At 65.3% G+C, this 23,597-nt stretch carries 40 protein-coding genes; 22 read left to right on the top strand and 18 right to left on the bottom strand.

What is annotated here, in order from left to right:
• A partial coding sequence (locus C667_RS08905; RefSeq protein WP_004361189.1) for a protein-disulfide reductase DsbD N-terminal domain-containing protein occupies positions 1-536 on the bottom strand: 536 nt, incomplete at its 3' end.
• Positions 537-678: 142 nt separating this feature from the next.
• A complete protein-coding gene (gene cutA / locus C667_RS08900) occupies positions 679-1,035 on the bottom strand; it encodes a divalent-cation tolerance protein CutA (protein ID WP_004361188.1) in 357 nt (118 codons plus the stop codon).
• Between the two features lie 214 nt (positions 1,036-1,249).
• On the opposite strand from cutA, the gene C667_RS08895 reads away from it, so the two are divergent.
• Positions 1,250-1,807, top strand: a complete 558-nt coding sequence (locus tag C667_RS08895; protein WP_004361185.1) for a hemerythrin domain-containing protein — start codon at positions 1,250-1,252, stop codon at positions 1,805-1,807.
• Between the two features lie 35 nt (positions 1,808-1,842).
• Here the strand turns inward: C667_RS08895 and C667_RS08890 are convergent, their stop codons facing one another.
• Positions 1,843-2,409 (bottom strand): histidine phosphatase family protein, encoded by a 567-nt coding sequence (locus C667_RS08890; protein ID WP_004361182.1) that lies wholly within the window; start codon positions 2,407-2,409, stop codon positions 1,843-1,845.
• 182 nt (positions 2,410-2,591) lie between these two features.
• On the bottom strand, positions 2,592-2,840 hold the full coding sequence (locus C667_RS08885) for a CDGSH iron-sulfur domain-containing protein (RefSeq protein WP_004361181.1): 249 nt from the start codon (positions 2,838-2,840) through the stop codon (positions 2,592-2,594).
• A 340-nt stretch (positions 2,841-3,180) separates the two neighbouring features.
• On the opposite strand from C667_RS08885, the gene C667_RS26815 reads away from it, so the two are divergent.
• The 4 genes from C667_RS26815 to C667_RS08865 all read left to right on the top strand — a co-directional run bounded on the left by C667_RS26815 (position 3,181) and on the right by C667_RS08865 (position 4,440).
• Positions 3,181-3,303, top strand: a complete 123-nt coding sequence (locus C667_RS26815) for a hypothetical protein (protein WP_370701711.1) — start codon at positions 3,181-3,183, stop codon at positions 3,301-3,303.
• Positions 3,303-3,719 (top strand): type II toxin-antitoxin system VapC family toxin, encoded by a 417-nt coding sequence (locus C667_RS08875; protein ID WP_004361179.1) that lies wholly within the window; start codon positions 3,303-3,305, stop codon positions 3,717-3,719. The genes C667_RS26815 and C667_RS08875 overlap by 1 nt, the downstream gene beginning before the upstream one ends.
• Positions 3,720-3,801: 82 nt before the next feature.
• On the top strand, positions 3,802-4,032 hold the full coding sequence (locus tag C667_RS08870; protein ID WP_004361177.1) for a type II toxin-antitoxin system Phd/YefM family antitoxin: 231 nt from the start codon (positions 3,802-3,804) through the stop codon (positions 4,030-4,032).
• A gap of 6 nt (positions 4,033-4,038) precedes the next feature.
• Entirely contained in the window at positions 4,039-4,440 is a 402-nt protein-coding gene (locus C667_RS08865) for a PIN domain-containing protein (RefSeq protein ID WP_004361175.1), read from the top strand.
• Between the two features lie 32 nt (positions 4,441-4,472).
• On the opposite strand, the gene C667_RS08860 is transcribed toward C667_RS08865, so the two are convergent.
• On the bottom strand, positions 4,473-4,781 hold the full coding sequence (locus C667_RS08860; RefSeq protein ID WP_004361173.1) for an addiction module antidote protein: 309 nt from the start codon (positions 4,779-4,781) through the stop codon (positions 4,473-4,475).
• 3 nt (positions 4,782-4,784) lie between these two features.
• Complete coding sequence (locus tag C667_RS08855) at positions 4,785-5,081, bottom strand: type II toxin-antitoxin system RelE/ParE family toxin (RefSeq protein ID WP_004361172.1); 297 nt, start codon at positions 5,079-5,081, stop codon at positions 4,785-4,787.
• Between the two features lie 26 nt (positions 5,082-5,107).
• Between C667_RS08855 and C667_RS26410 the strand changes: the two genes are divergently transcribed.
• The 12 genes from C667_RS26410 to C667_RS25670 all read left to right on the top strand — a co-directional run bounded on the left by C667_RS26410 (position 5,108) and on the right by C667_RS25670 (position 11,599).
• Entirely contained in the window at positions 5,108-5,410 is a 303-nt protein-coding gene (locus tag C667_RS26410; protein WP_004361170.1) for a type II toxin-antitoxin system Phd/YefM family antitoxin, read from the top strand.
• Between the two features lie 53 nt (positions 5,411-5,463).
• Positions 5,464-5,703 (top strand): antitoxin, encoded by a 240-nt coding sequence (locus tag C667_RS08845; RefSeq protein ID WP_039921103.1) that lies wholly within the window; start codon positions 5,464-5,466, stop codon positions 5,701-5,703.
• Positions 5,703-6,113, top strand: a complete 411-nt coding sequence (locus tag C667_RS08840) for a type II toxin-antitoxin system VapC family toxin (protein ID WP_004361167.1) — start codon at positions 5,703-5,705, stop codon at positions 6,111-6,113. Before C667_RS08845 ends, C667_RS08840 begins: the two co-directional genes overlap by 1 nt.
• A gap of 80 nt (positions 6,114-6,193) precedes the next feature.
• Entirely contained in the window at positions 6,194-6,424 is a 231-nt protein-coding gene (locus C667_RS08835; RefSeq protein ID WP_004361165.1) for a type II toxin-antitoxin system Phd/YefM family antitoxin, read from the top strand.
• A gap of 6 nt (positions 6,425-6,430) precedes the next feature.
• Positions 6,431-6,925 (top strand): PIN domain-containing protein, encoded by a 495-nt coding sequence (locus C667_RS08830; protein ID WP_004361163.1) that lies wholly within the window; start codon positions 6,431-6,433, stop codon positions 6,923-6,925.
• A 65-nt stretch (positions 6,926-6,990) separates the two neighbouring features.
• Complete coding sequence (locus tag C667_RS08825) at positions 6,991-7,677, top strand: transposase (RefSeq protein ID WP_004361161.1); 687 nt, start codon at positions 6,991-6,993, stop codon at positions 7,675-7,677.
• A 162-nt stretch (positions 7,678-7,839) separates the two neighbouring features.
• The gene (locus C667_RS08820) at positions 7,840-8,130 is read left to right on the top strand and encodes a type II toxin-antitoxin system Phd/YefM family antitoxin (protein WP_004361159.1); all 291 of its coding nucleotides are present in this window, start codon (positions 7,840-7,842) and stop codon (positions 8,128-8,130) included.
• A 2-nt stretch (positions 8,131-8,132) separates the two neighbouring features.
• The gene (locus C667_RS08815; protein ID WP_004361157.1) at positions 8,133-8,567 is read left to right on the top strand and encodes a putative toxin-antitoxin system toxin component, PIN family; all 435 of its coding nucleotides are present in this window, start codon (positions 8,133-8,135) and stop codon (positions 8,565-8,567) included.
• Between the two features lie 361 nt (positions 8,568-8,928).
• The gene (locus C667_RS08810) at positions 8,929-9,213 is read left to right on the top strand and encodes a nucleotidyltransferase family protein (RefSeq protein WP_004361155.1); all 285 of its coding nucleotides are present in this window, start codon (positions 8,929-8,931) and stop codon (positions 9,211-9,213) included.
• Positions 9,214-9,223: 10 nt separating this feature from the next.
• Positions 9,224-9,577, top strand: a complete 354-nt coding sequence (locus C667_RS08805) for a HepT-like ribonuclease domain-containing protein (protein WP_004361153.1) — start codon at positions 9,224-9,226, stop codon at positions 9,575-9,577.
• 157 nt (positions 9,578-9,734) lie between these two features.
• The gene (locus C667_RS24980) at positions 9,735-10,511 is read left to right on the top strand and encodes a class I SAM-dependent methyltransferase (RefSeq protein ID WP_083881300.1); all 777 of its coding nucleotides are present in this window, start codon (positions 9,735-9,737) and stop codon (positions 10,509-10,511) included.
• Between the two features lie 23 nt (positions 10,512-10,534).
• Positions 10,535-11,599 (top strand): glycosyltransferase family protein, encoded by a 1,065-nt coding sequence (locus C667_RS25670; protein WP_157302260.1) that lies wholly within the window; start codon positions 10,535-10,537, stop codon positions 11,597-11,599.
• A 6-nt stretch (positions 11,600-11,605) separates the two neighbouring features.
• Here the strand turns inward: C667_RS25670 and C667_RS24975 are convergent, their stop codons facing one another.
• The 4 genes from C667_RS24975 to C667_RS08790 form a co-directional block, all read right to left on the bottom strand.
• Entirely contained in the window at positions 11,606-12,562 is a 957-nt protein-coding gene (locus C667_RS24975; RefSeq protein WP_083881299.1) for a lysylphosphatidylglycerol synthase domain-containing protein, read from the bottom strand.
• Between the two features lie 84 nt (positions 12,563-12,646).
• The gene (locus C667_RS08800; RefSeq protein ID WP_039921093.1) at positions 12,647-13,501 is read right to left on the bottom strand and encodes a glycosyltransferase family 2 protein; all 855 of its coding nucleotides are present in this window, start codon (positions 13,499-13,501) and stop codon (positions 12,647-12,649) included.
• Positions 13,498-15,438, bottom strand: a complete 1,941-nt coding sequence (locus tag C667_RS08795; protein ID WP_004361147.1) for a hypothetical protein — start codon at positions 15,436-15,438, stop codon at positions 13,498-13,500. The genes C667_RS08800 and C667_RS08795 overlap by 4 nt, the downstream gene beginning before the upstream one ends.
• Positions 15,439-15,528: 90 nt before the next feature.
• The gene (locus C667_RS08790; protein ID WP_004361145.1) at positions 15,529-15,930 is read right to left on the bottom strand and encodes a pilin; all 402 of its coding nucleotides are present in this window, start codon (positions 15,928-15,930) and stop codon (positions 15,529-15,531) included.
• A gap of 288 nt (positions 15,931-16,218) precedes the next feature.
• On the opposite strand from C667_RS08790, the gene C667_RS08785 reads away from it, so the two are divergent.
• The 5 genes from C667_RS08785 (at position 16,219) to C667_RS08765 (ending at position 17,764) form a co-directional block, all read left to right on the top strand.
• The gene (locus C667_RS08785) at positions 16,219-16,443 is read left to right on the top strand and encodes an AbrB/MazE/SpoVT family DNA-binding domain-containing protein (RefSeq protein ID WP_004361143.1); all 225 of its coding nucleotides are present in this window, start codon (positions 16,219-16,221) and stop codon (positions 16,441-16,443) included.
• A gap of 153 nt (positions 16,444-16,596) precedes the next feature.
• The gene (locus tag C667_RS08780; protein ID WP_004361141.1) at positions 16,597-16,878 is read left to right on the top strand and encodes a type II toxin-antitoxin system Phd/YefM family antitoxin; all 282 of its coding nucleotides are present in this window, start codon (positions 16,597-16,599) and stop codon (positions 16,876-16,878) included.
• Positions 16,862-17,140 (top strand): Txe/YoeB family addiction module toxin, encoded by a 279-nt coding sequence (locus C667_RS08775; protein WP_004361139.1) that lies wholly within the window; start codon positions 16,862-16,864, stop codon positions 17,138-17,140. Before C667_RS08780 ends, C667_RS08775 begins: the two co-directional genes overlap by 17 nt.
• 113 nt (positions 17,141-17,253) lie before the next feature.
• Positions 17,254-17,520: a type II toxin-antitoxin system prevent-host-death family antitoxin gene (locus tag C667_RS08770; RefSeq protein ID WP_004361138.1), complete on the top strand. Its 267-nt coding sequence runs from the start codon at positions 17,254-17,256 to the stop codon at positions 17,518-17,520.
• The gene (locus tag C667_RS08765) at positions 17,510-17,764 is read left to right on the top strand and encodes a Txe/YoeB family addiction module toxin (RefSeq protein ID WP_004361136.1); all 255 of its coding nucleotides are present in this window, start codon (positions 17,510-17,512) and stop codon (positions 17,762-17,764) included. The genes C667_RS08770 and C667_RS08765 overlap by 11 nt, the downstream gene beginning before the upstream one ends.
• A 123-nt stretch (positions 17,765-17,887) precedes the next feature.
• On the opposite strand, the gene C667_RS08760 is transcribed toward C667_RS08765, so the two are convergent.
• The 8 genes from C667_RS08760 to C667_RS08725 all read right to left on the bottom strand — a co-directional run bounded on the left by C667_RS08760 (position 17,888) and on the right by C667_RS08725 (position 23,329).
• Entirely contained in the window at positions 17,888-18,193 is a 306-nt protein-coding gene (locus C667_RS08760) for a type II toxin-antitoxin system RelE family toxin (protein WP_004361134.1), read from the bottom strand.
• Positions 18,180-18,425 (bottom strand): type II toxin-antitoxin system Phd/YefM family antitoxin, encoded by a 246-nt coding sequence (locus C667_RS08755; protein ID WP_004361132.1) that lies wholly within the window; start codon positions 18,423-18,425, stop codon positions 18,180-18,182. Before C667_RS08755 ends, C667_RS08760 begins: the two co-directional genes overlap by 14 nt.
• 79 nt (positions 18,426-18,504) lie before the next feature.
• Positions 18,505-18,897 (bottom strand): type II toxin-antitoxin system VapC family toxin, encoded by a 393-nt coding sequence (locus C667_RS08750; RefSeq protein WP_083881298.1) that lies wholly within the window; start codon positions 18,895-18,897, stop codon positions 18,505-18,507.
• A gap of 75 nt (positions 18,898-18,972) precedes the next feature.
• The gene (locus C667_RS08745; RefSeq protein WP_004361128.1) at positions 18,973-19,584 is read right to left on the bottom strand and encodes a glutathione S-transferase; all 612 of its coding nucleotides are present in this window, start codon (positions 19,582-19,584) and stop codon (positions 18,973-18,975) included.
• A gap of 445 nt (positions 19,585-20,029) precedes the next feature.
• Positions 20,030-20,686, bottom strand: coding sequence for an alpha/beta hydrolase (locus C667_RS08740; protein WP_004361126.1), 657 nt, complete (start codon positions 20,684-20,686; stop codon positions 20,030-20,032).
• The gene (locus C667_RS08735) at positions 20,683-21,012 is read right to left on the bottom strand and encodes a (2Fe-2S) ferredoxin domain-containing protein (RefSeq protein ID WP_004361124.1); all 330 of its coding nucleotides are present in this window, start codon (positions 21,010-21,012) and stop codon (positions 20,683-20,685) included. The genes C667_RS08740 and C667_RS08735 overlap by 4 nt, the downstream gene beginning before the upstream one ends.
• A 30-nt stretch (positions 21,013-21,042) precedes the next feature.
• Positions 21,043-22,143, bottom strand: a complete 1,101-nt coding sequence (locus C667_RS08730) for a VanZ family protein (protein ID WP_004361122.1) — start codon at positions 22,141-22,143, stop codon at positions 21,043-21,045.
• Positions 22,144-22,252: 109 nt separating this feature from the next.
• Complete coding sequence (locus C667_RS08725; RefSeq protein ID WP_004361121.1) at positions 22,253-23,329, bottom strand: sigma-54 interaction domain-containing protein; 1,077 nt, start codon at positions 23,327-23,329, stop codon at positions 22,253-22,255.
• Between the last annotated feature and the right edge of the window lie 268 nt (positions 23,330-23,597).

Here is a 23,597-nt window from a genome sequence, read left to right as displayed (position 1 = left end):
GCGGCGGCGCCGTCGGCCGTCGCAAGCGCGGCCGGGGTGCCCGAGGCGCCGCTGCCGGCGCCGGCGCGCCCGCCGAGCACGCTGTCGAGGAAGCCGCCCGCCTTCTTCGGCGGCGCGGTGAGGTCGATCGAGGCCTGCTGCGTGGTGGGCGGGTAGCAGATGCCGCCGTCCCAGCAGCCCTGGCTGGTGGCGAAGAGCTCGAAGCGGGTCGTGCCGGCGGGCGCCTGCACCGGCACCAGGATGCGCAGCTCGCCGCGGTGGGTCTCGACCTCGCCGAAGAAGTCGTCCTTGTGCTTCTTGCCCGCGGGCTTCTCCGGTGTGCCGAAGCCCACGCCGGCGGGCTCGGCCTCGAAGCGGAACTTGTCGCCGTAGAGGTAGTAGTCCTTGGCGATCTCGAACACCACCTCGATGGTCTGCGCGTCGAGCGCCTGCGCGCGCATCGCGAAGGCCTTCTCGGGCTCGATCGGGTTGGCGCGGGCCGCGGCGGGCAAGAGCAGGCTCGCGATCAGGGCGAGCAGGAGGAGCAGGCGGTGCATCGTGGTCTTCTATGCGGCGGTGTGCGGGCGCGCTGCGGCGCCGGCGGGTGAGTCGGTCGGGCGGGGCGATGCCGGCGGCGAGCCGAGGCGCTTCGTTGTGCGGCCGTCGATGCGAGTGCGGCGGAGATGCATCGATGGACGCTCAGTCATCGCCCGCCGTTTCGGCGACGATCCAGTCGAGGTAGCCGGGCAGACCCTGCGTCACAGGGACCGCGACGATCTCGGGAAGTTCGTAGGGGTGGTGCGCCCGGATCGCCGCCTCCAGCGCCGCATAGTGCGCCGGCGTGGTCTTGATCAGCAGTGGCACCTCGGTTGCGGTCTCGGTCGCGCCCTGCCAGCGATAGATCGAGGTGCAGGGGGCGAGGATGTTCACGCAGGCGGCCAGGCGCCAGCCGATCAGCGCGCTTGCCAAGGTCTCGGCACTGGCGGCGTCGGGCAGGCTGGTGAAGACGAGCAGGGCGCGCGGTGCATCGGTCGCGGCGGCTGGGCTGGCGGGCATGATGGCGGATCCGTCATGGAACGGCGGCGATTATCCCGCAGCGAGGCCGCGCGTGCCCTGCGCGGGATCAAGCGCTGCAAAGCAGCACGGCGCCCAGGTCCCGGGGCGACCCGATCCGGATTTGATCTGTGCCATGGAAAATCTCCATGCTTTTGTATTAACTTCCAAATTCCCAAAGCATCGGCTGTCATCCACGGCCCATCCGGAGCACACCATGTTCCTGCTCGACTGGTTGTTCGGCAAGCATCACGGCAAGGCCATCGGCACCTCGGCGCCCGCTTCGGCATCGGTGCCCGAGCCTGCGCATTCCATGGAGGACTCCGAGAGCTTCGCCCCCGGCACCACCATTCGCTACAGCGCCGAACTGGTAGCGCGCCTCGTCCGCGACCATCGGCTCATGCTGGGACGCTTCGGCGCCATCCGCGAGGCCGCGCATGCGGGGCGTTTCGACGAGGCCGTGCCCCTGCTCGAGCGTTTCCGTGTCGACCTCCACGCTCATCTGCTGGTCGAGAACGTCCGGCTGTACGTGTATCTCGAGCACACCCTCGCCGACGACCCGGTGAGCCACGCGCTCATGCACGAGTTTCGCCACGACATGGACGAGATCGGCAAGAAGGTCGTCGCCTTCCTCGCGCGCTACGTTCGCCTCGGCGAGGATCCGGCGCTCGCCGCGAGCTTCGCCGCCGACCTCGAGCGCGTCGGCGCCGTGCTGGTCGACCGCATCCAGCGCGAGGAGGACACCCTGTACCCGCTCTATGCGCCGGTGAGCTGAGCGGCGCGACCCCCGCCGAGGCCTGGCCGACCGAATCAATCCCCAGTGCGGATGCGCCCCGCCACGATCAGGGTGTCGCCGGCGACGCGCATCACCACGATCTCGCCCGAGGCCGGATACACGCCGCTCAACGCGGTGATGTTCACCTGATGGGTGACCAGCACCAGCGGCGGGGCGTCGACGGGGTGGCTGGCGGCGAGCTTGCGGATGGCCACGAGCTGCGCGCCTTCCGCGCTGCGGTCGGTGAAGAACGAGTCCAGCCCGGGAAACGGACTCACCGGCCCGAGCGCGAGCAGCTCCGCCGTCTCCAGTGCGCGGCACCAGCGGCTGGAGTGCACTGCCGCGCGTTCGATACCGTGGTCTCGGAAGCGCGCCCCGATCGCGCGCGCCTGCGCCCGCCCCTGTGCGGACAGGTTGCGCTGGGTGGAGCAGTCGCCGAGCCGGAAGCCTGCGGGGTCGCCCACGCCGGGCGCGATCGCATGCCGCATCAACGCCACATGCCCGCCCTCGCGCAAGGCCTTCCACAGCGCGGCCTCGTCGGCATCCGCGCCGAAGGCGAGCAGGGGCAGCAGCAGGGCGAGGCAGGCGAGGAGGGGTCTCATCGGCGAGTGTCCGGGGCAGGCGTAAACGGCTGAACAGACCGTATCGCTGCGTGAAAGTGCCGCGGTTTCGTGCAGGAGCGCCGCCAGGCGCGAATGCGGCGGTGCCGGATGCGATCGACGTCGGCGCGGGTCCAGGCGCCGTGTTCGCGGCTGGCGCCGCTCCTACACGGGGGCCGGCGAGCTCACAATTTCGTGTGCGTCCCGTCGCAATACGGCGCCTTGGCGGTGTGCTTGCAGCCGCACAGATGCACCGTGCCGTCCTTCTCCGCGGTGAAGGCCAGCGGCGAGAAGGGGCCGCCCTTGTGCGAGCCGTCGCAGAAGGGCTGGTTCTTGCTCAGGCCACAGGCACACCAGAAGTACTTCTTGCCGGCCTCGACCTCGACGGCATAGGGAGCCTTCTGCGCGATATGGGGATCAGGCTGGTCGGACATGGTTTCGTCTCCTGTGTCGAGTTGTTCGCCCCCGATGGCGGCCGGAGGTTGTCGAACGGTGCGCTCGTGCGTGGGGCGAGTCAATCGTCCGCCGGTTCGCGGCGGTCGCGCGTTTCGATGAACTGGCGACGGCCGACGGCTTCCAGCATTTGGCGATCAGGGCGCCTGCTGTCTCGGGCCCGCCGAGTTCTGGCGTCGTCATGGGGGCGTGTAGTACCGGCACCGGGAGGAAATTGGGGTCTGTTCCCTTTTTCGCAACGGACGCAACCAGGCGGTCCGGATACCGCGCGAGTTCGAGCTCGAAGGCACCGAGGCCATCATCCGCAAGGAGGGGGCGCGGTTGATCATCGAGCCCATTGGTCCGCGTCACAGGCTGCTGGCCTTGCTGGCCGGCTGGGCCCCGCTGCAGGAAGCCTTCCCCGAAATCGCCGACCCGCCGCCTGAACCGGAGGACGTGTTCTGATGCCGGCGCGCTATCTGCTGGACACGAACATCCTGTCGAGCCTGATCAAGGATCCGCAGGGGCCGGTAACGAAGCGGCTGGCCCAACTCGACGCCGACGCCATCTGCACCAGCATCGTCGTGGCCTGCGAGCTCCGTTATGGCGCGGCGAAGCGCGGCTCGGTCGTCCTGACGCAGCGAGTGGAAGATCTGCTCGGTGCCATCGAGGTGATGCCCTTCGAGGATGATGCAGATCGGCAATACGCCGAAATTCGCGCGACGCTGGAGCGGGCGGGGAACACCATCGGAGCCAACGACCTGCTGATCGCGGCGCATGCTCGCACGCTCGACCTCACCCTCGTCACGCATAAGCTCCGTGAATTCGAGCGCGTTCCGGGCTTGCGGCTGGAGGATTGGCTGGAGCGGAAGGATGAGTAGATGAAAGACCTGACCCTGGGGGTTTCTTTCTCGCCCACAACCGCTGCTATCATCTGTCCATGTGGTCATCTGGAGAGGCGTCATGCGCACGGTTGCAGTTGTCGAGGCCAAGAGCCAGTTTTCAGCGTTGCTGGCGGCGGTGGAGAGTGGTGAGGAGGTGGCGATCACCCGGCGCGGTCGGGTGATCGCCCGCCTCATACCGGATACGCCGCGTTCCGCGGCAGACGTATTCAGGGCCTGCTGGCAGGCGGGCGGGCTGGAGCTGGAGGCGCCGCCCGATGCGCCTGCCGAGCCGCTCGCCGGCTGGGATTGACGCGGCATGCACTACCTGCTCGATACCAACATCTTCATCGCCGCGCTCAAGGCGCAGCCTGCGGTCCGCTTGCGGCTCGAGTCCTTGCCGGCGTCCGCGCTCGTGCTTTCGCCCATCGTGCTGGGCGAACTCCAGACCGGGGTGGAGAAGAGCGCACAGGCCGAGCGCAACCGGGCGCGCCTGGAAGAGGTGGTGGCGGGGCTTGCAGTGCCGCCGCTCGACGCCGCGACGAGTTCGCATTACGCCCGGATTCGCGCCGGGCTCGAGCGGCAAGGCACGCCGATCGGCGGCAACGATCTGTGGATCGCCGCGCAGGCGCTAGCCCTCGGTGCCGTGCTGGTGACGGACAACGTGAGGGAGTTCAGCCGCGTTCCAGGCCTGACGGTCGAGAACTGGCTGTCGCCGTGACTGAGGAGGCCGGGGGTCGGGCCTCTGCACCGTCAACTCGCATGCGCCACCTGGGCAACCAGCTTGACCCCCAAAGCCGCACACACCCGGCTGATGGTCTCGAAGCGCGGGTGTGCATCGGCGCGTAGGGCCTTGTACAACGCCTCGCGGGTCATGCCCGACGCCTTGGCGATCTCGGTCATGCCGCGCGCACGGGCGACCGTCCCCAGCGCATCGGCGAGCGCGGCAGGATCGTTCTCTTCCAGCACCACGGTCAGGTACTCGGCAATCGCCTGCTCGTCGGGCAGGTGCGCGGCCATGTCGAACTCGGGCAGCTCGGCAATCTTGATCTTGCGGGTCATCGTTCAGTCCTCCAGTGCTCCAGCCAGCGCGATGGCCCTGGCAATATCGGCGGCCTGCGTCGACTTGTCGCCACCGCCCAGCATCACGATCAGCACCGCGCCGCGCTGCACGTAATACATTCGCCAGCCCGGCCCGAAAACTTCACGCATCTCCCACACGCCCGCGCCCACCGGCTTGACGTCGCCCAAGCTGCCGCGCTGCGCCTTCTCCAGCCGGCGCCCCAAACGACGGCGTGTCATGCCGTCCTTGATGGCAGACAGCCAAGCGTCGAATTCGGGGAGTTGATAGATCGTGTACACGCCTTGAGTGTAATCATTCGATTACAGTGATTCAAGCCAGCGCCGTCAGCTTTTGCCAGAACCTCGGCGAGATGCTCAACCAGGTGCAGTACCGCCACGACAGCGTGGTGATCAACAAGGACGGCAAGTTCGTCGCGGCACTTGTCGATGCGCGCCTGTTCGAGCGCATCCGCCGCATGCAGGCGCGTTTCGATGCGCTGTGCCAACGCATCGAGGCAGGCTATGACGGCGTCCCCGAAGACGAGGGGATGGCCGAGATCGAGGCTGCGTCCTGCCACGGCTATCCACCCGCAACGGCCTTTCCAGCCGTCAAATTCTCCGCTGATTGACCCGAACTCCTGAAGGGCATAGGCTTCGACATATGCCGAATCAGGAGATCATCATGAACAGCGAACGCCACGTCTCCCTTTTTCGCAACGGACGCAACCAGGCGGTCCGGATACCGCGCGAGTTCGAGCTCGAAGGCACCGAGGCCATCATCCGCAAGGAGGGGGCGCGGTTGATCATCGAGCCCATTGGTCCGCGTCACAGGCTCCTGGCCTTGCTGGCCGGCTGGGCGCCGCTGCAGGAAGCCTTCCCCGAGATCGCCGACCCGCCGCCTGAACCGGAGGACGTGTTCTGATGCCGGCGCGCTATCTGCTGGACACGAACATCCTGTCGAGCCTGATCAAGGATCCGCAGGGGCCGGTAACGAAGCGGCTGGCCCAACTCGACGCCGACGCCATCTGCACCAGCATCGTCGTGGCCTGCGAGCTCCGTTATGGCGCGGCGAAGCGCGGCTCGGTCGTCCTGACGCAGCGAGTGGAAGACTTGCTCGGTGCCATCGAGGTGATGCCCTTCGAGGGTGATGCAGATCGGCAATACGCCGAAATTCGCGCGACGCTGGAGCGGGCGGGGAACACCATCGGAGCCAACGACCTGCTGATCGCGGCGCACGCTCGCACGCTCGACCTCACCCTCGTCACGCATAACCGCCGTGAATTCGAGCGCGTTCCGGGCTTGCGGCTGGAGGATTGGTTGGAGCGGGAATAGGGGCGTCGCGAGGCTGGCATCGTCCGTCTCGCCCGCAACCGCTGCTATCATCTGTCCATGTGGTCATCTGGAGAGGCGTCATGCGCACGGTTGCAGTGGTTGAGGCCAAGAGCCAGTTTTCGGCGCTGCTGGCGGCGGTCGAGAGTGGTGAGGAGGTGGCGATCACCCGGCGCGGTCGGGTGATCGCCCGCCTCGTACCGGATACGGCGCGTTCCGCGGCGGACGTTTTCAAAGCCTGCTGGCAGGAGGGCGGGCTGGACCTGGAGGCGCCGCCCGATGCACCCGCCGAACCGGTCGCCGGCTGGGATTGACGCCGCATGCACTACCTGCTCGATACCAACATCTTCATCGCGGCGCTGAAGGCGCAGCCGGCGGTCCGCTTGCGGCTCGAGTCCTTGCCGGCGTCCGCGGTCGTGCTTTCGCCCATCGTGCTGGGCGAACTCCAGACCGGGGTGGAGAAGAGCGCGCAGGCCGAGCGCAACCGGGCGCGCCTGGAAGAGGTGGTGGCGGGGCTTGCGGTGCCGCCGCTGGACGCCGCGACGAGTTCGCATTACGCAAGGATTCGCGCCGTGCTCGAGCGGCAAGGCACGCCGATCGGCGGCAACGATCTGTGGATCGCGGCGCAGGCGCTTGCCCTCGGTGCCGTGCTGGTGACGGACAACGTGAGAGTTCAGCCGCGTTCCAGGCCTGGCGATCGAGAACTGGCTGTCGCCGTGATTGAGGGGCCCGGGAAATCAGGGACAGACCACGATTATTCTCGGTTCTGGCCCCAGCATCGCAGCATCGATCGAGCACACAGGGTATGCTTATAGCATCATTTGCCCCTTCGCCGACCACCATGCCCCGGCGCGCACGTCTGTTCCTTCCTGGTGTTCCCATGCATGTCATCCAGCGCGGCAACAATCGCCAGGCCTGCTTCTTTTCCGACGACGATTACCGCTGCTACCTGGAGTGGCTCGGACAGGCCTCGCGAGACGCGGGCTGCAACATCCATGCCTATGTCCTGATGACGAACCACGTCCATCTGCTGCTGAGCGCACAAGACGCAGGCGGTGTCGGCGGCATGATGAAGGCGCTCGGTCAGCGCTACGTGCAGCACGTCAATCGTGTCTACGCGCGCAGCGGCACCCTGTGGGAAGGGCGGTATCGCTCTTGCCTCGTGCAGCACGACCTCTATCTCCTGAGTTGCATGCGCTACATCGAACTCAACCCCGTGCGGGCCGGCATGGTCGATCACCCGGGCGCCTACCGCTGGTCGAGCTACCGCTGCAACGCGCAGGGCGAGGCGGACGAACTGATCCAGCCGCATGCCGTCTTCACCGCCCTCGATGCCGATCCCCGGGCTCGCGCTGAGCGTTACCGCGCGCTCTTTCAGAACGCCCTGGAGCCCGGCGAAGTGGAGCAGATCCGCACGGCGACCAACGGCAACTACGCGCTTGGCAACGATCGCTTTGCCGCGCAGCTTGCGAGCGCGCTCAGCCGCCGCGTAACGCCGGGCAGGGCGGGGCGCCCGTCGAAACATCCGGACGTGCCGGCGAGCAGGGACTTGTTCGAGTCGGACTAAAGGAAGCGCAGCAGGAAAAAGCCCGCCGGGGGTGACCGCGGCGGGCATTGGGGTGAGGCTAGGTCAGGTGGGAAATTGGGGTCTGTCCCCTATTTCTCTCACCTTGCCCGAACACACTCTCATGACCATAATGACCATAACAGTCAGCAGGAGTCGCACGAGATGATCACGCAAGCCAGCGCCGTCAGCTTTCGCCAGAACCTCGGCGAGATGCTCAACCAGGTGCAGTACCGCCACGACAGCGTCGTGATCAACAAGGACGGCAAGCCCGTCGCGGCACTCGTCGATGCGCGCCTGTTCGAGCGCATCCGCCGCATGCAGGCGCGTTTCGATGCGCTTTGCCAGCGGATCGAGGCAGGCTATGACGGCGTCCCCGAAGACGAGGGGATGGCCGAGATCGAGGCTTCGGTCGCTGCCGAGCGACGCGAACGCAAGCAGCGGACAGCGGGCTGAGCGTGCCGTCCACCCTGCGTGTCGTTCTCGACACCAATGTCCTGTTGTCCGGCCTGGCCTACCCGGGGAGCGTGCCGGGCCACATCGTCGCCGCCTGGCGGCACGGTTCGGTCGACGTGGTTTTGTCGACCTTCATCCTCGAAGAACTGCGTCGCGTCCTGCCACGGCTAACCGCCCGCCACGGCCTTTCCAGCCGCGAAATCGACGACCTCGTGGACATCCTGTCGATCCAGGCGGAGCTCGTCGAGCCGGAGTCGGTTGCCGACGAGGCCTTGCGCGACGACAACGACCAGCCCGTGCTCGGCACCCTGTTGGCGGGCATGCGCGCGGGAAGCCTCGACTACCTGATCACCGGCGACAAGGACCTGCTCGCCTTGGCAAAAGCCTACCCCATCCTCACGCCGGCCGAATTCTGGCGTCGGCACGGGGGCGTGTAGCGCAGGCGGGGGGGCGGAAATTGGGGTCTGTCCCCTATTTCTTCTGTGGTTCGTGTCCTGCATGAGCGGATGGACGCGCCTCGCCACTTGTGATCAAACGCTACGCGAAGTTGCTGCCGCCTGAGCGGGAAATCGGCGGCTCTCCCCGCCTCGTACCGGATACGGCGCGTTCCGCAGCAGACGTTTTCAAAACCTGCTGGCAGGCGGGCAGGCTGGATCTGGGGGCGCCGCCCAATGCGCCTGGAAGAGGTGGTGGCGGGGTTCGCGTGCCGCCTCTGGTCCGCTCACATCACCAGTGGCACCCTGCGGAGCGTTGTTCGTTTGCTAGACTTGAGGCGTCGTTTTTCATGAGGTGGCGAACATGCACCCGATGATCGAATCCCACCGCGAGGCGCTGCGTGCGCTGGCGCGACGCCATGGCGTGCGCTCGATCAAGGTGTTCGGCTCGATGGCGCGTGACGACGCCGACGCATCCAGCGATGTCGATCTGCTCGTCGAAACCGCTCCCGACACCTCGGGCTTCGTACTCGGGGCGTTGTTGATGGACGCGCAGGACCTGCTCGGGCGCCGCGTGGATGTGGTGACCGAGAAGTCGCTCCATCCTCTGATGCGCGACCGCATCCTCAGCGAAGCGCGGCCATTGTGATTCTTGCCGAATGAAGCCGAGTCCCGAGGCCGACAAGGTCTATCTTGCCCACATGCTGGAGTGCACTGGCCGAATCGACGAATACGTCGGCGGTAACGAAGCCTGTTTTCGCGCATCCCAGCTGATTCAGGATGCGGTCGTTCGCAATCTGCAAACGCTGGCGGAATCGAGACAGCGTTTGACCGATGCGATCAAGGCAAGCGAGCCCGACGTCCCTTGGCGTGCGATATCCGGCTTCAGGAATATCCTGGTTCATGACTACCTGGCGATCGATGTCGACGCGGTGTGGCTGGTGGTGGATCAGGAATTGCCGCGGCTGCGTGTAGCGCTGCAGAGGATGGAGAAGCGCTCGTCAGTGGTATGAGGGGCGAGTTGGGCCGCGGTCGCGTCAAGAATGAGAAAGCCCGCCGGGCGTGAGCGGCGGGCTTTGGGGTGAAGCGGTGATAAGTTGGGTGCGTAAATTAAAGAACTGCCCCCTATTTTAATTTTTCCGTCAATGCTGACTCTGGATATTTTTCCGAATGACTGATGTCTGCGTCTTCGATGAAGTGCTTGCTCCAGTGCCGCGCTACATGATGCGACTGGAGTGCGTCCAGCGGTTGCTGGACAGCACGTCCAGCGATGTTCACCGCTTTCTGGAACTCGGTCCAGGGCTAGGGGATGTAACGGCCCATGCTCTGAGGAGGTACCCCGACGCGAGCGGTACGGTCTTCGAGTTTTCTGAAGACGCCGTAGGAAGACTCAAAGCTCGATTTCGTGGGGAAGAGCGCTTGAGTTTATGGAGCAGAAATTTTCTCGAAGGACCACTCGAGGGTGGGTTCGATTTGATTATGGCGTTTGAAGTGCTTGAGCATATCGAGGACGATCTTCTCGCTTTTGAGCGGATCTATCTGATGCTTGAACGCGGAGGTGTCTTCCTCATGTCAGTACCTGCGTACATGAGCAAATGGCAAAAAGGTGATGAATGGGCGGGGCACTACAGACGCTACGAAAGGGAGGAACTCGTAGAAAAGCTTGTAGCGACTGGTTTTAAGGTGGAGGAGGTCTGGGGGTATGGCTTCCCCGTTACGTCGCTACTGTATCCATTGCGTCAGCTCTACTATCGCGCTAGCGCCAAAGCAGGAGAGCCGACCGAAAAAATCCGAGCAACCAAGCAAAGTGGAGTTGCACGGCCATATCAAAAACCTGGCGCCGCAGCATGGATGGCTCGGCTAATGAAGCCGCTGTTTTTATTGCAACATGTCGCCCGCAAATCCGATCTAGGCGACGGTTGGATCGTCTTGGCGAAAAAGGCGTAGTTGCCCATTCGGGTGGATTTGACATGCGGATCTGCTACGTCCTCGCCTACCGCGCGCCCGACTACATACGCACGCAGAGTCTATTGGCAGCGCTTCGAGCTTTACCGGGCGTTGAGTGCTACACGGCGATCAATTCGAGTAAGGGGCCCCACCGCTACCGTGAAACGCTCGCTCGAGTTGCGGAAATTCGGCGACTCTACCGGCCAGATCTATATCTGTTGGGCTTTCGAGGGTATGAGCTTTATTGGCCGTTGAAAGCCATGGTTGGAAGCAGCCCTATCATCCTCGATGCGATGATGTCACCTGCTATCGCTCTGGCTGAAGAGAATCAATACGGCTTTGGAGGGAGACTTGCGGCTCATATGCTGAAGCCGGTCGAAGGCTGCATTCTGCGGAATGCAGCCTTCGTGCTCACAGACACAAAAGCGCATGTGGATGTATTCACCGAGCGTTATCGGCTGTCCCCCGATCGATTGGCTGCTGTGCCCGTTGGAGCAGTGGAGTCAGCACCGCTTGCACAGCATCCGGGCTCGTCCCCAAGGCTTCGGGTATTGTTCTATGGATCATTCCTTCCTCTTCACGGTGTTCCGTTGATCTTGGAAGCTGCACGTCAATTGTTGGGTCTCCCGTTGGATCTCGATTTTATCGGCGCAAATCGTCATGCTGCGCAGCAGATCCGGGATGCCTTGGGCAGGGGGGGGGAGCTTCACTACCGTATTCGCCGCTGGGTACCTTTTGAGTCGCTTATCCAGACCGAAATCCCAACCGCCGATCTGTGTCTCGGTGGTCCGTTCGGAAACACGCCCCAAGCTCGACGAGTCGTTACGGGAAAGACGTCGCAAGCGCTGTCCCAAGGCGTTCCGACGGTAGTGGGGGCCGCTGAGTGCCTTCCTGGGTTTGTTGATCAGGAAAACTGCCTGATTGCCCGACAAGGGCAACCTCTGGACCTTGTCCGGGCGTTGCGCTGGGCCGTCGAGCATCGTGAAAGGTTGCCTGGCATCGGGGCGGCGGGGCGCCGCCTCTACGAGGAGAAACTATCCCTTGCCGTAGTGGCGGATCTTCTGGGAAAGGTTCTTCGCAATTTTTAGGTGATTTCATACAATCTTGGTTGCTGCCGGTAGGTAGCGCTTTGTCAACCAGGCGCCTAAAGCGAACGATAGCAAGTCGCCACCTATTGTCGCGAGTCTCATTCCAAGCAAGACATTCAGCAGTTCCGTTTCGGGTATCTGCCCCGCTAACAGTATGCCAAGCATACCCTCGCGTGCGCCTAGGCCAGCCGGTAGACCTGGCGCCATAAAGCCAACTAACCACGCGAGGGCGAAGGCTGCCGTGAGAGAGAAATAGCCTACTCCTGCAGAAGGGCTGAATGCCGAGCAAACCATTAAAAGCGCTGCACCCAGCACGAGGAAATTCAGCGAGTAAGCCAGCGTTGCCTGTAAAACTACCCAGAAGCTTGGAAAACGCAGATCGTCGGAAACCCATTTCTGCAACCAGGCCGACCTGCCCCGCAGGCTGCTAAGCATGCGGAAGCACAATGCTGTCCCTGGCAGGACAACTCCCAACAGAGTCAGGGTTAGAAGGAGCGTGTGCGAGAGTACGTCTCCGTCCGCTTTGCCCGGATTCGTCATCCAGAGCAAGCCGACACATCCAACCAAGAATGCGGCCCCCATTGTGAGCAGGGTTTCCACCAGTATGGAGCCTGCCAAGACATCAGGTGGCATTTTCCTGGATAGCGCCATTGCCGCTCGCCCAACGTGTTGGGCCACATTTCCCGGAACGTACTTTGCAATTTGGGTTACGCCGATAATCGCAGATGTCTTGCTCCATCGCCAATCAACCCCCATGCCAGAAAGGAGGCGGCTCCACGCCCAGCCAGATAGAGGAATCACAAGGACATAAAAAAAGCCCGCGCCGACGACGGACAATGCGTTCCCAAGCTCAAGCAGGGCAGCGACACCCTTCCAGCTAAAAGATTGAGTTAAGAAAAAAAGAAAATAGATCGCCAAGGCTACAGTGGCGACTAGTCCCAGCCAGGGCAAACTGCGCTTCATGAAGACTTCTGGCGAAAATGGATGAAAATTGTCATTTTTTTCAGAGGCTTAGTAGCGAACGGCGCCGAGCCGGTGGTTCTTCCTTCAGGAATCCCTGTACATGAGCGCGGTGATTTGCTCCGAGATCAGCCCCATCATGAAAACAACAACACTACCCGTATAGAGCAGCGCGCTCATGTTGGTGAAGCGGCCGAACTGAATGAAGGTGTGCAGATACCACAGGCTGCCGAGCAAGAACAACCCAGCAGCAGCTGGCGCGAACAACTTGAGTGGCGAATACAGCGTGCCGATCTTGAAGATGATGAGCAGAAAGCGCAGGCCGTCGTGCAGTGGACGGAGGTGACTCTTGCCCACCCGTTTTGCGGCATGGATTGGTTCGTACGCAACCGAGTAGCCGGCACGGAAGAAGGCCATCGTGCTCGTAGTCGGATACGAGAAGCCGTTGGGTAGCAGGTAGAGGAACTCGCGGAACTTCGCGGCACGCACGGCACGAAAGCCCGAGGTCAAATCCGCCACCTTGTGTCCCGTCATGTAGGTCGCGAGACGGTTGTAGAAGCGGTTGGCGATGCCACGGCCGATGCTCGCCTGCGAGCCCGCCTGGCGCGCGCCAACGACCATGTCGTAGCCCTCATCGAGACGAGCGAGCAAGGTGGTGATGTCGGCGGGGTCGTGCTGACCGTCGGCATCCATGAATACGATCACATCGCCGGCTGCTGCACGCGCGCCGGACTTGATTGCGGCACCGTTGCCCTTCGAATAAGGATGGCGGACCACCCGTGCCCCTGCCTTCGAGGCCGCTTCGCCAGTGCTATCGCTTGAGCCATCATCCACGACGATCACCTCAGCCTCGGGGAGAAGCGCGCGAATCTGCATCACGACACCGCCGATGGGGGCAGACTCGTTCCGCGCTGGAAGCACCACTGATATTTGTGCGCTCATGGCTTTGAGGCTGTTCCGATATCACCGATCTTCAGCGGATGGCTGCGTTCCGCTTCGAGTATTGCCTGCATCGATTCGTCACATCGCTTGCGCGCGGCGCGGCCGAGCACTGGGTGCTTTGGGAAGTCTCGGCACAATTCGTCACGGTGGAAGGCCTTGGCGTCTTCGACCGCCTGCCGGTCGAGCAGTCTGAGGACGATCGCATGCCCGAGCGCGCGATCGTTGTCTGCGTCCCAAGCCTGTTTCAGGTGATCCAGCGCCGTCTTGGCGTCGTCTCTGGTCATCGCGAGCCGTTGCAGGTTGATGTGAATTGCCTTGCGGCTGAGAGCACCGAGCCCCCCTGTCTGGTGGCGCAGGAGGCTTTGGTTGAGTGTTTCGAGTTGGTCGTATCCGAGAAGGGTGCATTTCCCCTCTTCGACCGCATTGTGCATCGCATTCAGGACCGATGTTGCTCCGCTGACGTTTCGCGCGGCGATGGCGAGTGCCTCTGCCCGCGCAAAGTAGTCGTGGGTTCGCTCTGCATCCCCCGCCGCGCAGGCAAGCAATGCAGCCTGGGTGACAGAGGCGAGGCACTCGGGGCAATCCTCCACCTGGATCCGCATGAGCTGGTAGGCCTCGCTGAACCGACCTTGCTCGAGATAAAGCAAAGCGAGATGCTCTGCGGCTCGGGGCGACTTGTAGGCATGGACGAACCAGGTTTCGGCCGCGTCGAGCTTGTCGCCCCAGAGGCTGGTCATATGGAACAGGATCGCCGACAGGGTCGCCAGATAGGCTGCGAAGCCGGCGACGGCGAGTCGGCGGTACGGCACCGGGGTGCGCCCGACCGCCCAGGTGAGCGTCAGGCACGGCCCGAACAACGCGAGGTAGTTCCGATGTTCGAAGTACAGTTCAAGGCCGAGGACGGAGGATTCGAGCAGGTGGGCCGCGAGAAACCACAGCACGGCGAAAGCTGCGACTGGGTGACGGCGGCGGAAGCGTATCGCTAGCAGGCCGAGGGTCGGCCAAAGGACGGCGGCAAAGAGCGCAACGGGATGCTCGGCAAGCGAGCTGACCTTGGGATAACCGTCATGAAAGGGATGCAGGCCGTAAGGCCGGGGCGCGAACGCGTCGCGCAGGTATTCGAGCAGGATCAGCGGCTGGGTCTGGATGCGCTCGATCAGGTTGAACTCGCGCCCGCCGAATACGCCACCGGAGCGGATCGCGCTGTAGGTGAGGTAGGCGAGGACGATCGCGAGCGCCGCGCCTCCCGCGAAGGTGCGCAGGGTGCGAAGGCGACCCGGTGAGGCGTGGTCGGCGAGCAGGGTGGTCTGCAGCACGAGCGCGAACACCGGCAGGAGGATGCCGTTCTCCTTCGTGAACATCGCGAGCACGGTGAATCCCACGAGGCCGAGCGCCTGCAGGCCGGCGCCGAGGACAGGGCGTCGATATTCGATCGCGATGCCCTGCACGTAAATCAGCAAGCCCGCGAGCACGAAGAAGGCCGACAGCGTCGCCATGCGCTGCACCGCGATCAGTGAGGAGGACACCTGCAGCGGCATCAGCATCCAGAGCGCGGCGGCGCCGACTGCGATCCAGGCTGGCGCGCTGCCGGGGAGGCCACGCAGGCTCAGCAGCCGATGGGCGAGCAGGGCGACCAGCGTGCCGTTGACGAGATGCAGCAGCACGTTGAAAAGAAAGATGTTCTCGATGGCTCCGGGCCAGTCCTCGACGTGCAGCAGGAAGCTGAGCATGGCGAGCGGACGACCGAGCGGGCCGGAGATCTCGGAGGAGATGAAGTAGAGGGCCGAGTCGAGATCGACGACGTTGCCGAGTCCGGAAAGGGGGCGGATGTCGTCGTAGTAGAGCGAACCCGTCAGGCCGGGCTGGTAGAGGAAGCCGCAGGCAATGACGATGAGCCCGAGGCAAAGCCATGCTGTGCGCGACTGGGAGGGCGGCATTTTCGCGATCAGCGCTTATTGAAGGGTGATTGCCTGCAGCATTGAAAAAGGGGGCAGCAGGCTGCCCCCTTTCTGTCGATCCCGAGGCGGTTACGCGCCCGGGCAGGTCTTCGGCGCGTACTTGGCCGGCGCGGTAGTCGCGCAAGACCAAGCACCCGAGGTGGCGTTACGCGTCCAGGTGATCACCTTGGTATTCACCTGCGAAGGTGCATTCGCCAAGGTGCAGGTAATGGTTGTCGCGGTGGCGGCGATGGTGCAGTTACCCGTGGTGGTTTGCAGGCCGATATCTGCCGCGGAGGCTACTGTTTCTGCATTGTTCCTGCGCTCCTCGAACGCGGTCTTGCCCGCCGAGATTTCCGCCAGGCCCGCGGCGACCTTCGCCTTCGCCTGGTAATCCGAATACGCCGGCAGCGCCACGGCAGCCAGGATGCCGATAATCGCCACAACGATCATCAGTTCGATCAGCGTGAAGCCTTGTTGCATCTTTTTCATGTCAGTTCTCCTTGATGGGTAACCACGGGGAAGCCCGCTTGCCTATCCATCAGCAATCCCCGTGCCAGCCCCGAAACCCCCGTTTTCCGTGACGCAGTTCCACTGCCTTGACACCATTCCGCGGCCGAATGTGACAACCGCCCCGGAACGGGTGGTCAACATGTGACAAAAGGGGCGGGCCGGCCGCTTTGCGTGGCATGGGCGCCGCCTTCGAGCCGCATCAGTGCTTTCCCGCCGCGACGCAGCCAGAATCAACGTTCTTACTTCATTACTTTTTCGAGGGCGATCATGTTGGCCAAGCGGACGCGCAAGAACCAGGTCACCTTGCCCAAGGCCATCGTCCAGCGCGTGGGCGAGGCCGACTACTACGACGTCACGGTCCAGGATGGAAAGATCGTGCTGACGCCGGTCCGGCTGCAGCAAGCCGATGCCGTGCGCGCGAAGCTCGAGGCGCTCGGCATCACGCAGGATGACGTCGAGGGTGCGATTGCCTGGGCGAGAAAACGCGCATGACGCGGCCGCGCGTCGTGCTCGACACGGACTGCCTGGTGTCGGCATCGATCTTTTCTCGCGGGCGCTTCGCCTGGCAGGCGCTGTTGGTCGGTGAGGGAGTGTCGGGCACATGAAGGGTTGTACAATAGCTACGTACAAGTAAAGGAGGTCGCCATGACCATCGAAACCACCTACAGCCAAGCTCGTGAACAGTTCAAGACGCTGATGGACCGTGCTGTCGATGACCGTGAAGTGGTTGTGGTCCGCCGCCGCTCCGGGGGGGCGGTCGCGATGATTGCCGCCGATGAATTGCAGAGCCTGATGGAAACGGCCCATCTCTTGCGCTCTCCCAGGAATGCCGAGCGTCTGCTGGCTGCTCTGGCACGCGCCCGAGCCGGCGAGGTGGCCCCCACTACAGTCGATGCTCTCGAGAAGCTCCATGGTCTCGAAGCCTGATTCCAAGCGCGTCGCCGTGTTCCAGCCCGAGTTCCTGGAAGATTTGAGCTACTGGGTGGAGACGGAACGCCGCACGGCCAAACGCTTGCTGGAACTCGTCAAGGCCGTGCTGCGCGATCCCTTCAAGGGCATCGGCAGCCCGGAGCCATTGAAGTACTTGGGCTCGGATGTCTGGTCACGTCGCGTCACGCAGGAGCACCGCTGCGTTTACCTGGTGAAGGCGGATCGGATCGAGTTCCTGCAAGGGCGTTATCACTATTGATTTTGACCCTGGGGTCAGGTCTTTCATCTGCTCACGCGCTCGCGCCACGCCGTCGGCGCGAGCGCGTGAGGATTGTGCTAAAGTTTGTACAAAGTTTTGATTTGGAGCTCACGATGGAAGCCCTGACCTACAGCTACACCCGCACCCACCTCGCGCAGGTGATGCGCAGCGTCAACGAGGATCGCGCGCCGGTGCTGGTGACGACGCAGCGCGGCAAGCCGGTGGTGATCATGTCGCTGGACGACTACAACGCGCTCGAAGAGACGGCGTATCTGCTGCGTTCGCCGAAGGGTGCGAAGCGCTTGATGGAGTCGGTGGAGCAGTTGCGCGCAGGCGGTGGCGAGCCGCGTGCGCTGATCGAGACGGACGATGCAGCCTAGGTTCTCGGATCACGCCTGGGAGGACTACCTCTACTGGCACGAGACCGACCGCAAGCAACTCAAGCGTATCAATACGCTGATCGAGGACATCCGCCGGCACCCCTTTACGGGGATCGGCAAGCCCGAGCCGTTGAAGCACCAGCTAGCGGGGTTCTGGTCGCGGCGCATCGATGACCGCCACCGGCTGGTGTATGCGGTCGAGGGGGAGGTCGTGCTGATCGCGCAGTGTCGGGATCATTACTGACAGGGGCTGAGGGGACTGAGCGCTTTCATATGTGCGTATTCCGACCCATCGTGACCGCCCATTCCGAGAAGTAGATCCCAGGGTCAGGTCTTTCATTAGCTCACTGGCTTTTTCATCCGGCGGTCAGTCCCGAGGTGGGTCGTCCAGGCGGGCTTGCGCCCGGGTGTAGGCGTGGAGCCTCTCACGCAGGCCGATCGAGATGACCGTTACCCAGACCTCACCGTCGTCCACCCGGTACACCAATCGGTACCCCGCAGAGCGGAGCTTGATCTTGTAGCAGTCTGGCATGCCCGACAGCGCAGCCGAGGGCACCCTGGGCGTGAGCAGGCGCTCCTCCAGCTTCTTCTTGAATTGTGCCCGCACGCTGCCATCGAGCTTTTTCCACTCGGCGAGCGCCAGGGTGTGGAAGCGCAGCTTATAGGTCGTCAAGGCTCACCTCGATGAACGGCCCTTCGCTGCGCTCACGCACACGGGCGGCGTCTTCGAGGTCTTCGAGGTGGGTGACCAAGCGTTCGTAGTGTGCGGCCGAGAGCAGATAGGCTTCGGGCCGGTTGTGATTGAGCACGGCGACGGGCTGATCGTCGGCCTGGGCGAGGATGCTGGCGAAGTTGCGCTTGAGCTCGGTGACGCTGACCGTCAGGTCGGCCATGATGGCGTGCATGGTGCGCCTCAAAAAGATGCTTAATCAGGCATTGAATATAGCATCTAATGCCCCTTGTCTCCTCTGGTTTTTTGCTTCCTTACCCCACCCGCTGCACGGCCACGCCGACCTTGTCTACCGCCCGCGCCAGCGTGTCGTCCGCTGTGCACAGTGTCGCGCTCAAGCGCATGCATATGGCCAGAGGCAGCGCATCGCCCGCACGTAGTCCGCTGTGGTACTCGGCAATCCAGCCTCTGGCGCGGTCGAAGTCCGCGGTATCGACTGCTTCCACAGCGAGTCGCGCACTGACGAGCTTGTCGAAGCGCTCGAGCCCCTCGCGATGGAGGCCCGTGGAGACATCGCCCCGGCGCGCCATGATCCCCGCGGCGTTGGCGAACTCGGTGCGTGTCCATGGGCTGATCAGGATGGTTTCGCTGGCGCTGGCTTCGAGCCACGCGAGCGCCGCGTCGGTGCTGGCGTCGCGAAAGAACAGAGGGAAAACCTGGGGTCAAGTCTTTCATTTGCTCATCCCACCCCTCGAACCAGCTCGCCCGCGGCTCCAGCCCGCCTAGCCCGCCGGCGGTTGGGTGTCGCGCAGGCTGTCGCGGGCGAACATGCGCTCTGCGAAGGGCACCAGGCCCGGGTGGCGGCTGCGCCAGTCGAGCTCGGGGAAGCGCAGGTCGAGGTAGCCGAGCGCGACCGCGGCCGCGATGTCGCCGAGCTGCATGGGGCTGCCGTTGAAGGCGTGGCGGCCGTCGAGGCGGCGTTCGAGCTCGGCGAGGCCGCGGTCGATCTTGTCCTTCTGGCGGGCGATCTCGCGTTCGCTGCGCTCGCCGTCGGGGCGGCGCGATTCGAGCAGGGCGGCGACCGCCGCGTCGGTGACGCCGTCTGCGAGCGCCTCGGTCTGGCGCACGCGCACCGCGTCGAGCCCGGCGGGCGGCAGCAGCGCCGGTGGAGCGCCGAGGGTCTCGAGGTAGCCGGCGATGACCGGCGAGTCGAAGAAGGTCTCGCCCTCGTCGGTGATCAGCACCGGCACCTTGCCGAGCGGGTTCACCTCCGGGATGCGCGTGTTGGCCTCCCAGGGCGAGTCGACCACGAGCTCGAAGGGCAGCGCCTTCTCGGCGAGGATGACGCGGATCTTGCGCGCGTAGGGGCTGGTCAGCGAGGCGAGCAGTTTCATGATGGCGGATCTCCGGTGGTGGCCGACCCAGGGTACGCCGCAGGCGGGTGGGGGGAAATCAGGGAAACCGGAAGGGGGCAGGGCGGCCTGGGCGAGCCGATGTTCGCGCCTGCCGGCGCTCCTACAGCAACCACCGCTCGTCCAGGACCCGCCTGTAGGAGCTGGGGCAGCTGCGAACCCGGCGCTCCAGCGCTCGACGCGCCTGCAGAGCTGCGCCGTAGCCTTCGCGCCTGCCGGCGCTCCTACAGCAACCACCGCTCGTCCAGGACTCGCCTGTAGGAGCTGCGGCAGCTGCGAACCCGGCGCTCCAGCGCTCGACGCGCCTGCAGAGCTGCGCCGTAGCCTTCGCGCCTGCCGGCGCTCCTACAGCAACCGGCGCGGCTGGATGCCCTGTCGGAGCGGCGGCAGCCGCGAATGCGGCGCTGCCGCACGCGCCGCGCGACCTTCAGGCGTGTGCCAGGTTGCGCGCGATGAGCTCGCGAATCAGGTGCAGCTTGCCGTGGAAGAAGTGGTCGGCGCCGGGGATGACGATGATCGGCTGCTCCTGCGGGCGCGCCCAGGCGAGCACGTTGGCGAGCGCCACGGTGTCGTCGTCCTCTCCATGGATCACCAGCGCGGGGATGTTCTTCGGCAACGCCGGGGTGTCGTAGCTGCGCCCGCTGCCGGTGGTCTCGCCGGCGGCCATGCCGACCAGCACGAGCTGGCGCGGCGGCGCGATGCCTTCGGCCAGGCGGTTGGCCACGCGCACCTGCACGTAGCCGCCGAAGGAGAAGCCGCCGAGCGCCAGCGGCAGCGCGCCCCAGCGCGACTCCGCCCAGCTGATGACCGACAGCATGTCCTCGGTCTCGCCCTCGCCGTGGTCGTGCGCGCCCTCGCTCTGGCCCACGCCGCGGAAGTTGGGACGGATCACCGCGTAGCCGAGGTCGCGGAAGGAGCGCGCGAGCGTGTGCGCGACCTTGTTGGTGTTGGCGCCGCCGAAAAGCGGATGCGGGTGGCAGACGAGCGCGATGCCCTTGACCGTGGCGGGGGCGTCGATCAGCGCCTCGATGTTGCCGGCGGCGCCCCGCAGCAGGACGGCTTCGGTGGGCAGCGGGCGGCTCATGCGGCGTCCTCGGGCAGGCGCAGGCGCTGGACCACGCGGCCGTTCACGAGGTGCGAGTCGATGATCTCGTCGATGTCTTCCTTGTCGACGTAGGTGTACCAGACGTTGTCGGGGTAGACCACGACCACCGGGCCGTCGTCGCAGCGGCCGAGGCAGCCCGCCTTGTTGACGCGCACGCTGCCCTTGCCCTTGCCCTTGAGGCCGAGCGCGGCGGTGCGTTCCTTGGCGTAGGTCTGCAGCTCGCTCGCCTTGTGGTCGTTGCAGCAGGACTCGCCCGGCTGGCGCTGGTTGCAGCAGAAGAAGACGTGGTGCTTGAAGTAGCTCATGGGGCGCTCTCTGGTTCGGGGGCCCGCCGATTATAGGCGGCGCGCGCTGCGCGGGGGCGCCCCGCCGAGGTGCTCGCCGCGCCACAGCCCGAGCGCCGAGAGATAGGCCAGCGCGACGAAGGGCCACAGGCTGTCGACGAGCTGGGTGAGTCCGTGGAAGTTGAGCACGTTGCTGATGTCGGCGAGCCGGCGCCCGTAGGCCAGGTAGGGGTTCTCGGGGATCAGGTTGACCAGCGCGGTGGCCACCAGCAGGCTGGTGCCCGCCAGCGCGTGCTGCGCCAGCCGCGGCAGCAGCAGGCAGGGCAGCAGCAGCAGGCTGCCCACCACGAGGCCGCGCTCGGCGCCCGGCGTGAGCCAGGCCAGCGGGGCGCCGGGGTCGAAGAAGGTCCAGGTCGCCAGGGTCTTGGCGCCGATCCCGAGCGCGAGCATGGCCAGCACCGGCAGCGGGTTGGCGCCGCGCGTCATGCAGCGGGTGAATAGCGCGATGGCGAGCAGGGCGCTGGCGGTGAGCGCGGTGTCGAAGGCGATGAAGCGCTCCGGACGGAAGGGCAGCGGCGGCGGAATGCCGAGCAGGCTGCGCAGGTCGCCGGTGGCGAACAGCAGGTCGGTGGCGCCGAGCTGCCCGAGCAGCCACAGCACCAGCAGCATCAGGCCGGCCTCGCCGCTGCGCCCGCCGATGACGTAGCGCACGCGCCAGCGCTGCAGGCGACCTTGCGGGCCGAGCAGGCCCTCGCCCCAGGATGCACCCGCGAGTGCGCCGACGAGCGCCCCGGCGATGTTGCCGCCGAGGTCGAGGTTGCTGGCGACGCGGCTGGGCAGGAAGTTCTGCGCCGCCTCCAGGCCCAGGCTGAGCAGCCCGGCGAGCAGCGTGGCGACCGCCACCTTGCGCGCCTGCCCCCAGGACGCGGGCAAGGCCGCGGCGGCGAGCAGCCCGAGCGGCAGGTAGCCGAGGATGTTGAAGACGAAGTCTTCCAGGATGAAGTACTTCGGCCACGGCGCCCATAGCCAGTCGAACGCCGGCAGCCCGCTGTCGCGCCAGCCGGCGAGCGGGTGCAGGCAGGCGTAGGCGACGAGCAGGGCATAGCCGAGCGCGAGGCTCTGGGGCAGGCGGACGTGGGGACGGGAGGCCATGGGCGCGTTGCCGGGCGCTAGGCGCGACGCCGGCGACAGGAGTTCGCGAACCCGCCAAGTGTAGCCGCTCGACGCTGCCGCCGTGGCGCGCGCGGGGCGAGGCACGTGTTCAGGCGCGCCGGCGCCCGAAGCGCTCGCGCTCGATGCAGTATTTTTTCAGCAGCTTGCCGAAGGCGCGGCGCTCCTTGCCGGCGCGCTGCGCGGCGGCCGACACGTTGCCAGCCGTGGCGGCGATGAGCTGCTCGAGGTAGTCGCGCTCGAAGCGCTCGATCACCGCCGCCTTGGCCGTCTTCATGTCCATGTCGGCGAGACCTGCGACGCCTGCCGCCGCGCTCGCCGGCACCGGAGCGACGGTCTGCGCCGCCAGCTCCAGCCTCAGGTCGCCGCCGTCGGTGAGCAGGAACTGGCGGTGCACCACGTTCTCGAGCTCGCGGATGTTGCCCGGCCAGGCGTAGGCGAGCGCCTGCCGTCGCGATTCGGCGTCCACCACGGGCCGTGGCCGGCCGTAGCTGCGCGCGAAGCGGCGCAGGAAGTGATCGACGAGCAGCAGCACGTCGTCGCCGCGTGCGCGCAGCGGCGGCAGCGACACCGACATGATCGCCAGGCGGTAGAGCAGGTCCTGGCGAAAGCTGCCCTCGCGCACCATCTCGTCGAACTCGCGGTTGCTCGCCGCCACCACCCGCACGTCCGCCTGCACCATGCCGCGCCCGCCGAGCGGCCGGTAGTGGCCGTCCTGCAGGAAGCGCAGCAGCGCCACCTGTCCCTTGTGCGACAGGCATTCGATCTCGTCGAGGAACAGCGTGCCGCCGTCGGCCTCCGCGATCACGCCGGGCTGGCTGTCGCGCGCATCGGTGAAGGCGCCGCGTGCGTGGCCGAAGAGCTCGTTCTCGACCAGGTTGTCGGGCAGCGCCCCGCAGTTGATCGCCACGAAAGGCTTGTAGCGGCGTGGGCCGAGATAGTGGATGGCGCGCGCGACGAGCTCCTTGCCGGTGCCGGTCTCGCCCTGGATGAGGACATGCGCGGTGGTCTCGGCAAAGCGCCGCACCAACTCCAGCGCGGAGAGGAAGCAGGCGGATTCGCCGAGCAGTCCGAACTCGGCGAGGCTCGCGTCCGCGACCGGCTGCGGCGGCGGCAAGCGACCGGTCGTCGTGCTCTGCGGGGCTTCGATGCTCGAGCGGGTGGTCATCCATCGTCTCCCGTGGCTGGCATGCGCAGGCGGGCTCCATCCTCGCTGCGCCCGGGGGCGGCGCATGGCCCGTCGGCGTGTGCGTCCGGGGCGTGGCTGGAGCCAAGGCTCTCCCATCAATCTGGGCTACCCAGACTGAGCCGTCAAACAGCGTTACATGTTCGACGCGTATGCACGCCGGCGTGCTGCGCGCTCACGGAGCGCCGCCGCGTCCGGCGAGCCAGGCCTGCCAGCGTGCCGCCGCCGCTGCGCGCGCTGCGGCCGGAGC

The organism is Thauera phenylacetica B4P, from assembly GCF_000310225.1.
GTDB classification, from domain to species: Bacteria; Pseudomonadota; Gammaproteobacteria; order Burkholderiales; family Rhodocyclaceae; genus Thauera; species Thauera phenylacetica.
The sequence above is the reverse complement of the archived record's forward strand: the minus strand, read 5'-3'. Positions and strand labels throughout refer to the sequence as shown.